The 15206-nt window shown below is 67.6% G+C and carries 12 protein-coding genes and 1 pseudogene; 4 read left to right on the top strand and 9 right to left on the bottom strand.

Going from position 1 to position 15206, the window contains the following annotated elements; translation table 11 throughout:
• Positions 1 to 113: pseudogene (locus tag QLH51_RS15985) on the top strand (IS5/IS1182 family transposase); the annotation flags it as partial.
• Positions 114 to 339: 226 nt separating this feature from the next.
• Here QLH51_RS15985 and QLH51_RS15980 read toward each other — a convergent pair.
• The 3 genes from QLH51_RS15980 to QLH51_RS15970 are packed head-to-tail and all read right to left on the bottom strand — an operon-like array spanning position 340 to position 3962.
• Positions 340 to 2514, bottom strand: a complete 2175-nt coding sequence (locus tag QLH51_RS15980; RefSeq protein ID WP_125655660.1) for a M3 family metallopeptidase — start codon at positions 2512 to 2514, stop codon at positions 340 to 342.
• A 56-nt stretch (positions 2515 to 2570) separates the two neighbouring features.
• The gene (locus tag QLH51_RS15975) at positions 2571 to 2834 is read right to left on the bottom strand and encodes a hypothetical protein (protein ID WP_125655662.1); all 264 of its coding nucleotides are present in this window, start codon (positions 2832 to 2834) and stop codon (positions 2571 to 2573) included.
• 3 nt (positions 2835 to 2837) lie between these two features.
• Positions 2838 to 3962: an acyltransferase family protein gene (locus QLH51_RS15970; RefSeq protein WP_125655664.1), complete on the bottom strand. Its 1125-nt coding sequence runs from the start codon at positions 3960 to 3962 to the stop codon at positions 2838 to 2840.
• Positions 3963 to 4111: 149 nt separating this feature from the next.
• Between QLH51_RS15970 and QLH51_RS15965 the strand changes: the two genes are divergently transcribed.
• On the top strand, positions 4112 to 6649 hold the full coding sequence (locus QLH51_RS15965) for a family 20 glycosylhydrolase (RefSeq protein ID WP_206428886.1): 2538 nt from the start codon (positions 4112 to 4114) through the stop codon (positions 6647 to 6649).
• Positions 6650 to 6756: 107 nt separating this feature from the next.
• Here QLH51_RS15965 and QLH51_RS15960 read toward each other — a convergent pair whose 3' ends face one another.
• The 3 genes from QLH51_RS15960 to asd all read right to left on the bottom strand — a co-directional run bounded on the left by QLH51_RS15960 (position 6757) and on the right by asd (position 8967).
• Entirely contained in the window at positions 6757 to 6897 is a 141-nt protein-coding gene (locus QLH51_RS15960; protein WP_283514637.1) for a hypothetical protein, read from the bottom strand.
• 11 nt (positions 6898 to 6908) lie between these two features.
• Entirely contained in the window at positions 6909 to 7937 is a 1029-nt protein-coding gene (locus tag QLH51_RS15955; RefSeq protein WP_125655666.1) for a cellulase family glycosylhydrolase, read from the bottom strand.
• Between the two features lie 157 nt (positions 7938 to 8094).
• Complete coding sequence (asd, locus tag QLH51_RS15950; protein ID WP_125655668.1) at positions 8095 to 8967, bottom strand: archaetidylserine decarboxylase; 873 nt, start codon at positions 8965 to 8967, stop codon at positions 8095 to 8097.
• Between the two features lie 149 nt (positions 8968 to 9116).
• On the opposite strand from asd, the gene QLH51_RS15945 reads away from it, so the two are divergent.
• A complete protein-coding gene (locus tag QLH51_RS15945) occupies positions 9117 to 11123 on the top strand; it encodes a S9 family peptidase (protein WP_125655670.1) in 2007 nt (668 codons plus the stop codon).
• A gap of 127 nt (positions 11124 to 11250) precedes the next feature.
• Here QLH51_RS15945 and QLH51_RS15940 read toward each other — a convergent pair whose 3' ends face one another.
• Positions 11251 to 11739, bottom strand: coding sequence for a metallophosphoesterase family protein (locus QLH51_RS15940; protein WP_125655672.1), 489 nt, complete (start codon positions 11737 to 11739; stop codon positions 11251 to 11253).
• Positions 11736 to 12824, bottom strand: a complete 1089-nt coding sequence (locus tag QLH51_RS15935) for an SPL family radical SAM protein (protein ID WP_125655674.1) — start codon at positions 12822 to 12824, stop codon at positions 11736 to 11738. The genes QLH51_RS15940 and QLH51_RS15935 overlap by 4 nt, the downstream gene beginning before the upstream one ends.
• Positions 12825 to 12957: 133 nt before the next feature.
• Between QLH51_RS15935 and QLH51_RS15930 the strand changes: the two genes are divergently transcribed.
• On the top strand, positions 12958 to 13797 hold the full coding sequence (locus QLH51_RS15930) for a type 1 glutamine amidotransferase (RefSeq protein ID WP_125655676.1): 840 nt from the start codon (positions 12958 to 12960) through the stop codon (positions 13795 to 13797).
• Positions 13798 to 13801: 4 nt separating this feature from the next.
• Here QLH51_RS15930 and QLH51_RS15925 read toward each other — a convergent pair whose 3' ends face one another.
• Entirely contained in the window at positions 13802 to 15199 is a 1398-nt protein-coding gene (locus tag QLH51_RS15925; RefSeq protein WP_125655678.1) for an efflux transporter outer membrane subunit, read from the bottom strand.
• Positions 15200 to 15206: the final 7 nt, after the last annotated feature.

The raw sequence follows: 15206 nt of genomic DNA, 5'->3' as shown, positions 1-15206 counted from the left end.
GATGCCGACGCCTCGCCAAGGACTGGGAGGCTTCCATCGCCTCGTCAGAAGCATGGCTCATCATCGCATCCATCAGGCGAATGACCCGCCGTATCGCAAAGCTCGAATTATGAGTCGGGCTCTTAGAGTTTGATCCATGCCTATTGGAACGGGCGTCATCCCGCCGAAGGCTGGGATCTCCCTGTGACAGCGTGCAGCAGGAACCGATGGAGACCCCAGCCTGCGCTGGGGTGACGTTTCCATACGGATGGATCAAACAGCCAGGGGGAACGATCCGCCACGTCCGTCACTCCGGGTGAAGCCTGGGGTGACGGCATGCCAATGAAGGTCGTATCCGATCTACTTCGCCGCCGTCGTAACCCGCGATCCGTCGGCGTTCAGGCCGAGGTCCCTGAGCAGCGGTCCGACCTGCGGATCGGCGCCGTTGAAGTTGCGGAACATCGGCGCGTACTCCTCGGTATGCCCCTTCGACAGGATCATTTCGCGAAAGCGCTGGCCGTTGGCGCGGGTCATGCCGCCATTCTTTTCAAACCAGTTGAATGCGTTGGCGCTCAGCATCTTCGTCCAGCTGTACGCGTAATATCCAGCCGAATAGCCATTGCCCCAGATGTGCAGGAAATAGCTCGACCGGTAGCGCGGCGGCACGTCGGCGACGTCGAGGCCGGTTGCGGCCAGCGCCTTCGCCTCGAACGCATCGGCATTCTGCTTGCCCTGCGCCGCGGTCAGCGAATGCCAGCTCATGTCCATCTCGGCGGCGGCCAGCGCCTCGCCGAACGAATAGCCCGAATTGAACGTGCCGGCACGCTTGATCTTGTCGACCAGCGCCTTCGGAATGACCTGCTTCGTGCGGTAATTCACCGCATAGTTCGGCAGCACCTTCGGATCGAGCGCCCAGTGTTCGTTGAACTGCGACGGAAACTCGACGAAATCGCGCGCGGTGTTGGTGCCCGACACGCTCGGATAGGTCTGGTTCGCGAACAGCCCGTGCAGCGCATGGCCGAATTCGTGGAACATCGTGGTCACGTCGTCGAAGCTGATGAGCGCCGGCTGTCCCGCCGACGGCTTGGTAAAGTTCGACACGTTGTATATCACCGGCTTGGTGCCGAGCAGCTTCGACTGGTTGACGAAGTTCGACATCCACGCGCCGCCATTCTTGTTGTCGCGCTTCCAGAAATCGAAATACATCAGGCCGATCGGCGTGCCGTCCGCCTCGTTCACCTCGTATACCATGACGTCGGGCTGATAGACCGGCAGGTCGGTACGGCGCTTGAAGGTGATGCCGTAGAGCAGCGTCGCCGCATGAAATACGCCATCGGTCAGCACCTTGTTGACCTCGAAATACGGCTTCAGCTCATCCTGGTTGAGGTCGTACTTCGCCTTGCGGACCTGTTCGGAATAATAATCCCAGTCCCACGGCTTGAGCTGGAAATCGCCGCCGGTCGCCTTGATCTGCGCCTGTAGTTCGGCCGCCTCGCGGCGCTGTTCGGCGGCGACCGGCGTGCCGAGCTGCTGCATGAAGCCGAGCGCGGTCTTCGGGATCTTCGCCATCTGGTCCTGCAACACGTAATCGGCCCAGGTCGGGAAGCCGAGCAGCTTCGCCTTCTGCGCCCGCAGCAGCGCGATCTGCGCGATCGTGTCGCGCGTGTCGTTGGCGTCGCCCTTCGTCGCGCGGGTCCAGCTGGCGTTGAACAGCGCCTCGCGCGTCGCACGGTCCTTCAGCGTCGCGAGTTCGGGCTGCTGCGTCGTGTTCTGGAGCGTCAGGACGTACTTGCCGGTCAGGCCGCGCGCCTTGGCGGCATCGGCGGCGGCGGCGATCTCGCCCTCCGACAGGCCGGCCAGCTTCGCCTTGTCGTCGATCACCAGCGCGCCGGCCTTGGCGGCGGCGAGCAGCTTCTGCTGGAACGCGGTCTCCAGCGTCGAGAGCTGGCTGTTATAGCCGCTCAGTGTCACCTTGTCGGCGGGCGACAGCTGCGCCCCGGCGCGGACCATGTTCTGGTAGGTGAGCGTCAGGACCTGCAACTGTTCCGGCGTCAGCCGCAGCGACTGGCGCTGGTCGTATAGCGTCCTGACCCGCGCGAAGAGCGCGGGATCGAGGTTGATCGCGTCCTGGTGCGCGGCGAACGCCGGGGCCAGATCGGCCTGCGTCTTTTGCAGCGTGTCGTCGGTATTGGCACCGACCACCGCGTAGAAGGCCAGGCTGGCGCGTTCGAGCAGCCGGCCCGAGCGTTCCATCGCGGCGATCGTGTTGTCGAACGTCGGCGCGCTGCGGGCGCGGGTGATCGCGTTGATCTCCGCCCGCTGTTCGGCCATGCCGGCGATCAGCGCGGGGGCATAGTCGGTGCTCTTGATCCGGTCGAACTGCGGCGCGCCGAACGGCAGCGTGCTGGGACGCGCAAAGGGATTGGACGCCGGCAGCGGCGCGGCGGTGGCGGCCGTCTGTGCCGGGTTCCGGGCGACGATGGTGGTCGACATCAGCAGCATCGTGACGGTGGCGGTGGTGGCGAGAAGGCGCATGGTCGGTCCGATCAACTAGTATCCGGCGTGACTGATGCACCCGCCGGACCGGCGGATCAATGCCCCTGCCCTTCCTCCAGCGGCACGACCTCGAAGGCGTAGCTTTTCCAGCCGCGCTGGCGTGCGGCTTCCGCCGTCGCGGCCTTCTTGCCGGTGGCTTCCTTCAGCGACGCGACATGGCCCCAGAACACCTCGGTCCGGCCATTTTCCAGGACGGCGACGATCCGCCAGAAATGGGTGAACGGCGCGGTGGTCGGGCCGATCGTCTTGACCCAGCCATCGGCCATCGTCGCGGTCAGGATGCGCTTCTTGCGGGCCACGGCTCAGATCTTCACGATCCAGCCCCGGCGCGCCAGCCACGCGACGCACGCCCATAGCAGCGCCATGTACAGCAGGATCGGCACCAGCGCCGCGACCGCTGGCGACACGACCGTCGCGGTCGCGGCATAGGTCGCGAAGAACAGGTCCCAGCCGACCATGTTGCCGGTGACCATGTGCAGTACATAGGCGGCGATGGCGTTGATCCCGAACGCGGTGGCGATCGTCCACGGCCATGACGGCGGGGTCGCGCGGCCGTCGATGGCGAGGTGCAGGACGGCCAGCGCTACCGTCGTGAGCCCGCAGGTGACCAGCACGAAGCTGCTCGACCACATGTCCTTGATGATCGGCAGGAACGGGTTCCACGCCAGCCCCGCCGCGACCATCGCCACCCCCGCCAGCGCGAGCATACGCCCCGCCGTCCGGCCCCGTTCGCGGCGCAGGTAATCGCCGATGCACACCCCGATCAGCCCGTGCGCGATCGCCGGCAGGGTGCTGAGGAACCCTTCGGGATCATAGCCTTCCGCACCGGTGACGTAATTATGGTTGCCCGCCCCCAGCAGCCAGCGGTCGACCGACGCGACGAAGGTGTGGCCGCGTGCCCAAAGGTCGTTCGGCAGCCCGTCGATCGCCGGCATCAGCAGCAGCGGCCAGTACAGCACCAGCACGGCAACGACGATCCCGATCCGTGCCCGCTGCCCGGTATGGAGGTAGAGCAGCGCACACGCGCCATAGACCAGCCCGATGCGTTGCAGGACGCCCCAGAGCCGCCAGGCCCCGACGTCGAAGTCGGCGAACCAGTAGAGGTTGGACAGCAGGAACCCCAGCACGAACAGCCGCAGCGCCCGCGCCACGATCGGTCCGGCGGCGGCGACCGGACGGCCGTTGCCGCCCCGCCGCTGCGCCATCGGGATCGCGACGCCGACCATCATCAGGAACGCGGGGAACACCGTATCGGCCAGCGTCAGCCCGTCCCACGACGCATGGAGCAGCGTGCCGAACACCGGCACCTTATGGCCATAGAAGATGCCCGCCGCCGAATTGACGAGGATCATCCCCATGACGGTCAGCCCGCGCAGCACGTCGAGCGATGCCAGCCGCCCCGCCGGCGTCCCTGTGGTCGTCGTCATGCCCTTCCCCCCCTTCGCGCCCTGTGCCCCTTCGTACCGGTTGCTCGACGCCGCGCGCAATGCTTGGCATAGGTGCCTGACGAACATGGCATAAGCCGGCATCCGACCGGGTCGGTGCCGGCCGGACACGACGACAAGGGGAACGCACGATGCGCCACATGCTGATGGGAATTGCGCTGAGTGCTGCCGCAACCGCTCCGGCGCAGACGCCGCCGGCGCCGGTACAGGCCGATCTCGACCGGATCGCCGCATCTCTCGGCTATCGCTTCACGATCCTCGACAACCGTCCGGCCGACTGTCCCGGAACCGGCGCCTGCTTCCGGTCGGAGATCGAACTGGTCGTGCCCGCCGGGATCGGTGCGATCCCGAACGACCTGACGATCCAGTACGGTTTCGTCGGCCGCGTCCTGCGCATCGAAAGCGAGGTGTTCGACGACCGGCTGGTCAACGGCGACCTCCACCGGTTGCATTTGAAGCCCGGCCGGCGGTTGCAGGCCGGACAGCGCTATCGCATCGGGATCGTCGGCACCGGCCATTTCTTCTCGCGCTACTACGCCATGCCCAACGCCTCGGTCGCGGCACCCGGCCTGACCCCGCGGGTCATCGCCGCCACCCGCCCGCTTCGTTCGGCGGAAACTGGGCTGGAAACGCTCCCGTTCGTCCCCGCGCTGACGGACGAGGCGAAGCTGGCGACGTCGGTTCCCGGCGACCGCACGACATGGCTGACCCCGCCGCGCGCGTTCGACCGCTATGCCGCACGCGGCCCGGCGCTTGCCGCCGATATTGTGATCTTGCCGAGGCCCGTGCGCGCGACCCGGCCGCAGGGCACTGGCGCCGACCTGTCGCGCGGTATCCGCCTGTCGGTGACCGGCATCGACGCGCGTTCGATCGACGCCGCCGTCGCGGCCATCGGCGTACCCCGCGCGGCGAACGGCACGCCGGTCGAGATCGTGCGTGCGTCCGACCTGTCGAGCGAAGCCTATCGCCTGACCGTCGGCGACGGCCGCGTGCGCATCGCCGCCGCCGGTGCCGCGGGTGCCAACCACGCGCTGCGGTCGCTGGCGCAGCAGGCGGCGAGCGAATCCTTCCGCCTCCGCCCGCTGTCGGTCGAGGACGCGCCACGCTACGCCTTTCGCGGGCTGCACATCGACGTCGCGCGCAATTTCCACAGCAAGGCCAAGCTGCTTTCGCTGGTCGAACAGGCCTCGGCCTACAAGCTGAACAAGCTGCATCTGCATCTGGGCGACGACGAAGGCTGGCGGCTGCAGATCCGCAAGCTGCCCGAACTGACCGGGGTCGGCGCTTGGCGCTGCCTCGACACGACCGAGCGGACCTGCCTGCAACCGCAACTGGGCGCCGATCCGGCGCGCGACGCGCCGACCAACGGCTATCTGACGCAGGCCGATTATCTGGAAATCCTCGCCGCGGCGAAGGCACGCGGGATCGAGGTCATCCCGTCGTTCGACATGCCCGGCCATTCGCGCGCCGCGATCCGGTCGATGGAGGTCCGCTACAACCGGCTGACGGCTGCCGGCCGCCGCGCCGATGCCGAACGCTACCGCCTGGTCGAACCGGGCGACACCACCGCCTATCGTAGCATCCAGAATTACGACGACAACACGCTGAACGTCTGCATCGAACCTACCTATCGCTTCCTCGACACGGTGATCGACGAGGTCCGGGCGCTGCATCGCCGCGCGGGCATGCCGCTCCAGACCTATCATATCGGCGCGGACGAGACGGCGGGCGCGTGGTCACAATCGCCGGCGTGCCAGGCGATGATGGCGCGCACCGGACTGAAGCCCACCCAACTCGGCGCGCATTTCATCGAACGCGTCGCCACCAGTCTCGCCGCCAAGAACATCCGCGTCGCCGGCTGGAGCGACGGCATGGGCCATACCGCGACCGGTCGCATGCCCGCCGCGGTGCAGACCAACATCTGGGGCGGGCTGCACACCGGCGGCGTCGCCGAGGCGCACAACCAGGCGAACCGCGGCTGGCGGGTCGTGCTGTCGATGCCCGACTTCGCTTATCTCGACATGCCCAACGCGGTCGACCCCGACGAGCGCGGCTATGACTGGGGCACGCGCGAGATCGATGCGTGGAAGGCGTTCGCCTTCATGCCCGGCAACCTGCCCGCCAACGCATCGATCCGCGGCAACATCCTGAACCAGCCGGTGCCGGTGGTCGACACCGCGCCGATGGCGGCGGGGCGCGGCGTCGACGGCATTCAGGCGCAGCTGTGGAGCGAAACCGTCCGCAGTGACGAACAGGTCGATTACATGCTGTTTCCCCGCCTGCTGGCCTTTGCCGAACGCGCATGGCGGCGGCCGGAATGGGAACCGGCCTATGTACCGGGCACCAGCTATGCGATGGGCGATGGCAAGGTCGACGTCCGCGCGATCGACGCGGCGTGGACGGAATATGCCGGCCGCGCGACCGCGGCGCTGCGCCGGCTCGATCGGAGCGGCATCGCCTATCGCATCACCCCGCCCGGCGCGCGCATCGTCGGCGGTCGGCTGGAGATGAACAGCGAACTGCCGGGCGTTCCGCTGGAATATCGCGTCGGTGCGGGGGATTGGCAGGCATACACGCGGCCGGTCGCGGTGACGGGGCCGGTGCAGGTCCGCAGCCGGTCCGCCGATGGCCGCCGCGCCGGCCGCGCGGTCACGGTAGGGGCGCGATAGGAAGACGGGTCGGTCACGTCCGACTACGAGCCCCCTGCCCCGTCACCCCGGACTTGATCGAAACCTCTGCGAAAACCCTCCATCCGTACCCCGGCGAAGGCCGGGGCCTAGTTGGGGGGCATTGGCAAGATGCGGAACAGCCTTTCCAACTGGACCCGGCCCTCGCCGGGGTACGGCGAGGCGTTGGTTCTGTTCGAGACTTCTGCAGAGGCCTCGAACAGGTCCGCGGTGACGAGGAGGTTCGTCATCCGCCTCGCCTTCAATCCTCGCCCGCCCGGACGCAATCGCGCCCGGCATTGGCGATCGAACAGGGCCGCCGCGACGTGTTGCGGATGCTGGCGGGGTGGCTGACCATCAGCACATTGCCCGAGGGCGCCTTCCACCGCCCGAAACGGCCACCATCGGTAATGTCGTAGCTGTTGGCGTCGCGACAGTCGCCGTTCGGCACCAGTCCCCACGACCACGCGAGCCAGCCGATATCGGCCTTGTCCAGCTCGGTCATCGCCCATTGGTAGGGCGACGGCTTGCAGTCCCATCCGGTCGCGGTCGGCCCCTCACCCAGCAGGAACGGGATGTCGTCGCGCAGCACGCGGGCGATGATCGCGCGGTACGGTGCCTTGCGCTCCTCCTCGGTCCCCGCCCAATAGCTGTGTGCCGATACGATGATCGCATGGGCCGGATCGGCACGGTCGAACGTGCGCCAGCTGTCGAGCAGCATCGCATATTCCTTGCCCCAGTCCGATCCGTCGATCACCAGCGGCACGTCGATCCCGGTCGCGCGGATACGGCCGATGGCGTCGACATAGGCGGCGACGAAGGTGTCGCGCGGGACGATCTTGCCGGCCTCGTTGGCGATGTTGACCAGCACCCAGCGGCGATGCTTGCGGATGACCGCCGCGATATCGGGTCGCGTCCAATAGGCGACACAGTCGCCCAGCTTCCCCCACTTGCCCGTCGCGGCATGGCATTCGGCGATCGGGATCAATCCGTTGCGGACGGCGTTGCCGAGGATCGCGTCGAGCTTGTCGGCGGGATAGTCGGGCATCGTGAAGATGCGCACGGTATTGGCACCGGTCTTCGCGATTTCCGCCATGGTCCATGTGCCGGTCGGGTCGCTCGACGGGGCGAACATCTCGTTCACGCCGCGCAGCACGACGCGCTCGCCCGCGGCGGTGTAAAGGTGGCGTCCGCGAACCTGCATCGTGTCGTGCTTCGCCGGCCGCGCGTCGGCAATCCCCGCGCCGGCCGCGGCGATCGCCAGCGCCGCGATATTTGCCCACAATTTCATGCCTCAACTCCCGAAACATCATGCCGGATGACAAGCCCCTTCTAGAGTCTGATCCAACCGTATGGAACCGTCACTCCAGCGTAGGCTGGGGTCTCCATCGGCTCCTGCTGCGCGCTACCACCGGGAGATCCCGGCCTTCGCCGGGATGACGCCCGTTTCAACAGGGATGGATCAAACTCTGGCCGATCCGGTCGCCCATCCGCTCGCCCAGCCGCACCGGCCGTTCCGCGACCCATGCCGGGTCGAACGCGATCGTGTCCGGACGGAGCAGCATGACGATCGTCGAGCCGAGCAGGAAACGACCCATCTCCTCCCCCTGCCGCAGCACGATGTCGCGATCGGCATAGTGCCATTCGGCGATCCGCCCGGTTCGCTTCGGATTGACGACGCCGTGCCAGACGGTCGCCATGCTGCCGACGATCGTGGCCCCGACCAGCACCATGACGAACGTGCCATGCTCCCCGGAGTCAAACACGCACACGACCCGCTCGTTGCGTGCGAACAGATTCGGGACGCCGCGCGCCGTCACCGGGTTCACCGAATACAGGCTGCCCGGTACATGGATCATCCGCACCAGCCGCCCGGTGCACGGCATGTGCAGCCGGTGATAATCGCGCGGCGACAGATACAGGTTCGCGAACGATCCGTGGCGGAAATCCTCCGCCAGCGCCGCGTCGCCACCGACCAGTTCGGTCGTGGTGAAGCGATGCCCTTTCGCCTGCACGATCCGGCCATCCTCGATCGCCCCGCACTGGCTGATCGCGCCGTCGACCGGCGAGACGAACGCCGCATCGGCGGTCGGACGCGCGCCGTCGCGAAGCGGGCGGGTGAAGAAGTCGTTGAAGGTCGCATAGCCGGCCGGGTCCGGATCGGCCGCTTCGGTCATGTCCACGCCGTAGCGGCGCACGAACCAGCGGATCAGCCGTGGCGTCACGACGCGCGATTCCGCCCGCGCGACGGCACCGGCAAACCGGGTTAGATGCAGTTTCGGCATAAGGTGCTGGGCGAGAATCTTGAAGCGGTCGGACACGGCAATTCCTGAATACGGGCGGACCGACGCTATGCGCGTGGCGCGCGAACGCCAACCCATTCCGACGCCGTCATGCCCTCGCCGTCATGCCCTCTTGTCGCCGTTGCCGTTGTGTGCTGTCTTCGTAACACACATCAGGGGGATGCAACATGCGCAAGACACTTCGACTCGTCGCGATCGCGGGAACGGCGCTGGTCGCCGTTACTGCCGTCGCCCAGACCACCCGGCCGGGCGGCGGGGTGCCGCTGATCGAACGGGCGAAGCTGTTCGGCAACCCGACCCGCACCGGCGGCCAGCTGTCGCCCGACGGCAAGTGGCTGGGCTTCATCGCGCCGCGCGATGGCGTCCTCAACATATGGGTCGCGCCGGTCGACCGTCCGCAGGAGGCGCGGCCGCTGACTGCCGAGAAGGTCCGGCCGATCCGCTCCTACTTCTGGGCACCCGATTCGAAGCAGATCCTGTTCGTCAACGACAAGGGCGGGGACGAGAATTTCCTGCTGTACGGCGTCGACCTGGCCAGCGGCGCGCAAAAGGCGCTGACCCCGTTCGAAAAGACGACGGTGCAGGTCGTCGGCATGTCCGATTCGATCAAGGACCGTATCCTGATCGGCGTGAACAACCGCGATCCGCGCTGGCACGATATCCAGGAACTGAACCTGTCGACCGGCAAGCTGACCCCGGTGTTCCAGAATGACGGCTATGCCGGCTTCCTGTCCGACGACCAGCTGAAGCTGCGCATCGCGGTGAAACCGCGGCCCGACAGCGGCGTCGACTATTACCGCGTGGTCGACAACAAGGTGGAGGCAACCCCCTTCACCCGCGTCGATTACGAGGATGCGTCGTCGACCTCGCCACTCGGGTTCACCGCCGATGGCAAGACGCTCTACTGGGGCGATGCCCGCGGTCGCGATACCCGCGCGCTGCTGGCGCAGGACATGGCGACGGGCAAGTTCACCACCATCGGCGCCAACGACCGCGCCGATGTCGGCGGCGGACTCACCAACCCCCGGACGGGCGTCGTCGAAGCCTATTCGGTCAATTTCCACCGCAACGAATATATCCCGGTCGGCGACGCGGTGAAGGGCGACCTCGCCTTCCTGAAGGCGCAGAACAAGGGCGAATTCTATATCGGCAGCCGCACCGACGCCGACGACAAATGGCTGGTGACCTTCGATCCCGTCACCGCGCCGTCATCGACCTGGCTGTACGACCGGCGCGCGAAGAAGCTGACCGAACTCTACACCCCGCGCAGGGAACTGGTCGGCGCACCGCTGGTCGCGATGGAGGCCGTCGACATTCCGACCCGCGACGGCATGTCGATGGTCAGCTACCTGACCCGGCCCAAGGGCGCGACGGCGGCGACGCCGATGGTGTTGCTGGTCCATGGCGGTCCGTGGGCGCGCGACAGCTATGGCTTCAACGGCTATCACCAGTGGCTCGCCAATCGCGGCTATGCGGTGCTGTCGGTCAATTTCCGCAGCTCGACCGGCTTCGGCAAGAAGTTCGTGCAGGCCGGCGACCGGCAATGGGGCCGCAAGATGCACGACGACCTGATCGACGCGGTCGACTGGACGGTGAAGCGCGGCGTCACGACGAAGGACAAGATCGCGATCATGGGCGGGTCGTACGGTGGCTATGCGACGCTGGCCGGCCTTACCATGACCCCCGACGCCTTCGCCTGCGGCGTCGACATCGTCGGGCCTTCGAACCTGTTCACGCTGCTCAAGACCATCCCGCCCTATTGGGAAGCCGGCAAGCAACAGATGTACCGACGCATGGGCGATCCCGGCACCCCCGAAGGACAGGCGCTGCTGAAGGAGCGCAGTCCGCTGACCTACGCCGATCAGATCCGCAAGCCGCTGCTGATCGGTCAGGGTGCCAACGACCCGCGCGTCAACGTCGCCGAAAGCGACCAGATCGTCGCGGCGATGAAGGCGCGCAACATCGCGGTGACCTATGTCGTGTTCCCTGACGAAGGCCATGGCTTTGCCCGCCCCGCCAACAACATCGCGTTCAACGCGGTGGCGGAGAACTTCCTCGCCAAGTGTCTGGGCGGCCGCGCCGAGCCGATCGGCGGCGCGCTCGCCGCATCGACCGCGCAGGTCCGCGAAGGCGCTGTCGACGGGGCGGCGGCTGGTGGGACGAAGGGCAATTAGGGCAGTATAGCGTGAGCCGAAACCGTTCATCCTGAGTGGCCGCTGCGCTCGTCGAGGCGTCTGGAAAAGCGCAGCGCCGGCTTGGCATGAACGGTTTCAGGCGAGATTTATCTTGCTCGGGGATCGTTCAGCAGCGCCCGAGCAACTGGTCGAGGCGGACCGGTGCGAAGTCGTGGACGTCCACGCCGACGTCGAACTGTCGCAACATCGGTTTGAGGCTGCCATGGCTGTGCCCGTGCAGGTTTAGTGCCCGCTTGTGCTGCCCGTTCCAGCTGCGGAACGGGTAGTGGCACAGGACCAGACGATGGCCGTCGAGGTCGATTTCGGCATAGTCACCGACGCTTGCCCACCCGGTCGCCGCCAAGGTCGCGTCGGGGTCGTTATTGCCGCGCAGCAGGTGCTTGGTACCGTTCAGTCGAGCCAGCAGCGGCGCTACGTCGACCGGTCGTCGCGCGACATCGCCCAGGTGCCACACGATATCGTCCGGCCTGACGGCGGCGTTCCAGCGTTCCACCAGCAGCGCGTCCATCGCCGCCACGGTGACGAAGGGCCGCTGCTGGATATTGATCGTACGGTGGTCGCCGAAATGGGTGTCGGCCGTGAAGAACACCGTCATGTCCAGTAGAGGATCCGCGACTGCGGCAGCAGCACACCGATCCGTTCTTCGAAGAACGCGCGCAACGACCGCATCGTCGGCGCATCATACACCTGTTTCTCGGTCCCGAACTTGGTGCGATTCGTCATGCGGTTGGCGTCGGTCATGTCGAGCGCGGAACCGGGATACCAGTTGTCGAGCACCGCCTTCGACCCGGTGGTGAAGCGGTGGGTGATGAGCTCGATCGTCAGGTCGCAACCCGGCACGGGAGCGAGCGCGGCGGCCGCATCGGCGAGCAACCCGTCATAGGCGTCGCGCCATCCGTCCGCGGCGATGATCGGCGCGATCGTCAGGCCGATCGGATAGCCCGCCCCAGCCATCCGCGCCAAGGCAGCCAGGCGCGCGGCGACCGGATCGGTGCCGCCTTCGAACCGGGCGAATGCGCGCGGGTTGATCGAGGCCCGCATTCGCGTGCGTCCGCCGTGATCCAGCGTCAGCAGCGGCGCGACATCGGCGAACTTGCTGGTGAAGCGGAGTTGCGCCGGCGCCTTCCATCGTCCGAACCACGCGATCGTCGCCGACAGGGAACCGGTCATCGGCTCCAGCCCGAGCGGATCGGTGTAGCACGATGCTTCGAACGTCGTGCCTTCGTGCGAACGGTCGCGGTTGCGCGACGTCACTGCCCCCTGCCCCAGATAGGCGGGCAGTCCGTCCAGTATCTCGTCGAGATTGGAATAGACCCGCGTGATCGGCGGTCCTTTCAACGATCCGGCAAGGTAGCAATAGCTGCAATGCGCCGGGCACCCCTCCGCCAGATCGACGCGCCAGTCGGCGCTTGGCGCGATCGGTTGCAGCCGACGCTTCGACGGCGGCGCAACGACGACCGCCAGCGTCGCCTTGGCCGCGGCATAGGCACGGCGCGGGTCGTCGGGCAGATCGAGGTTCAGGCGATCGCCGGTCAGCGCCACGACCTCGACTCCCTGCATAGCGGCACGCTCGGCGATCGCGCGGCCATGGGCGAACGTCATCGCTGAGCGGGTTACCAGCAGCCGCTGCGGCCGCCATGCTGCCCTCGCCGCCCGATCGGGTTCCGTCCTGCTCGTCATCCCGCGCCAACGATCCGCCGCGCCGGATGGTCCGTGCGAAGGGAAATGTCGCGCGATGAACGGCTTGTCCGATTTTGCACGGCACCGGGCGCCCGCGGCACGCGTTGGGGCCGTTCATAGCGGAAAGTCATGCGTGCCCCAGTATCTGATCGCCCAGAGCGAATTGCCCGAAGAACGCAAGGCGCGGCGCGCGCGTGCCGGCAAGAGCTCCGGCGAAACCTATTCCGCAACGCTCGAACAGTTGCAGCCGGGGATCGGGACCCGGATCATCTCCCCGGCCGACGAGGATGCAGAACCACTGTCGGTCGAGACGTTGGCGGGATATGATGCGGTGTTCCTGACCGGCTCGCCGATGCATGTCTATGACGACGGCCCACCGGTGCGGCGGCAGCTGGATTTCATGCTGCGGGTCTTCGCAGCGGGCGTCCCGTCCTTCGGATCGTGCGCCGGGCTGCAGATCGCCGCCGCCGCCGCCGGGGGTCGGGTCCGGAAGATGCCCGAGCGGATGGAGGCCGGTATCGCCCGTCGCATCAGCGCGACCGAGACCGGCCGCGACCACCCGCTGCTAAAGGGCCGCCCATCAAGCTGGGACGCCCCTGCAATCCATGGCGACGAGGTCTGGGAACTGCCGCCCGGCGCCACCCTTCTCGCCAGCAACACGGTCACCAGGGTGCAGGCGGCGGAGATCCGGTTCGACCGCGGCGTATTCTGGGGCGTGCAATATCACCCCGAACTGGCGCTGCGCGAGATCGCCGTCGCCATCGCCGGGCAGGCGGCCGATCTGGTCGAGGCGGGCCTTGCCGACAACGAAGCCGACGTGACAAGCCGCGCCGACGAGATCGCCGCACTGCACGACGCCCCCGACAGCCGCGCGCTGCGCTGGCGTCTCGGCGTCGATGGCGAGTTCGCGGAGGAACGGCTGCGCCGGCGCGAGATCGCCAACTTTCTGGAATACCTGCGCTTTCTGCGCTAGCCGATCAGTTTCCCCATCCGCCGCCCAGCGTGCGGAACACGTCGATCTGCGCCCGCGCGATCTGGGCATCGCTCAGCGCGAGTGCGGCTTCGGTATCGGCGAACGTCCGCTCGGCATCCAGTTGCGCGAGGCTGTCGATCTGTCCCTCGCGCTGTTGCGCGCGGGTGATCCTTGCGGCGATCGCAGCCTGATCGCGCGCCGCTTGCAGCGCGGTGCGCCGGTCGAGGGCGCGGGCGTAGTTCGACAGCGCGGTTTCGGTCTCCCCCAGCGCACCCAGCACGACCCCGTCGAACGTCGCCAGCGCCGCCTGGCTGTCGGCCTCGGCACCCGCGATCCGCGCGCGGGCCTTGGCCGGATTGACGTTCCAGCTGATGAGCGGCCCCAGCAGCCAGTTGAGCGGACCGGCACCGAACAGGTCGCCCAGCCCCGTGCCGGTCGACCCGATCGACCCGCCAAGACTGATGCGCGGATAGAGATCGGCGGTTGCTACGCCGATGCGGGCGGTCGCAGCGGCGAGGCGACGTTCGGCGGCGCGCACGTCCGGACGGCGCGCCAGCAGGGTCGCACCATCGCCGACCGGAATCGGCCGGGTGAGGCGCAGGGTTTCGCTGCGCTGGGCGGCGATGGCCGGCAGTTCGGCGGGGGTCCGCCCGGTCAGTGTCGCGAGCCGGAACAGCGCGGTCTGCCGTTCGGCGGCGATGGCGGGGATGTCGGCCTGTCGCTGGTTGCGCAGCGCCGCGATCCGGGCGGTGTCGAGCCCGGTGATGAGGCCGACCCGTGCGCGTCCCTGCGTGACCTTGAGCGAACGGTCGATCAGCGCGACGATCCGTTGCGCCACCGCCAGCCGTTCGGCGGCGGAAGCGGCATCGGCATAGGCTCGGGTGGTGTCGGCGACTACTGCGACGCGGACGGCGTCGGCATCCTCCTGCGCCGCGCCGACATCGCCGCGCGCCGCCTCGACATTGCGGCCGATGCGGCCGAACAGGTCGACTTCATAGGCGACGTCGAGGCCGGTATCGATCGTCCAGTTCTCGCGGTCGAGACCGGGGGGGCGCTGGATCGCCGATAGCCGGCCATAGGTCCCACTGGCGCCGGCGGTCCCCTGCGGCTGGCGGTCGCCCCGGACCTCGCGCAGCGACGCCCGCGCCCGGGCCAGTCGCGCGGTGGCGACACGGATGTCGGTGTTCGCGGCCAGCGCGTCGGCGATCAGCCCGTCGAGTACGGGATCGCGATACAGCTGCCACCAGCGATCGTTGTCCGAGGCGGTGGCCACGATCGCGGGACTGGTGGTCTGGAACGCGCCAGCCGCGCCGTGCGGTGCGACCGGGCGGTGATAGTCGGGACCGACCGCGCATGCGGCGAGCGCGAGCGTGGAAGCGGCGGCGAGGACGATGCGGACCATGGGTCGG

Source organism: Sphingomonas sp. 2R-10 (genome assembly GCF_030062225.1).
Classification (GTDB): domain Bacteria; phylum Pseudomonadota; class Alphaproteobacteria; order Sphingomonadales; family Sphingomonadaceae; genus Sphingomonas.
The sequence above is the reverse complement of the archived record's forward strand: the minus strand, read 5'-3'. Positions and strand labels throughout refer to the sequence as shown.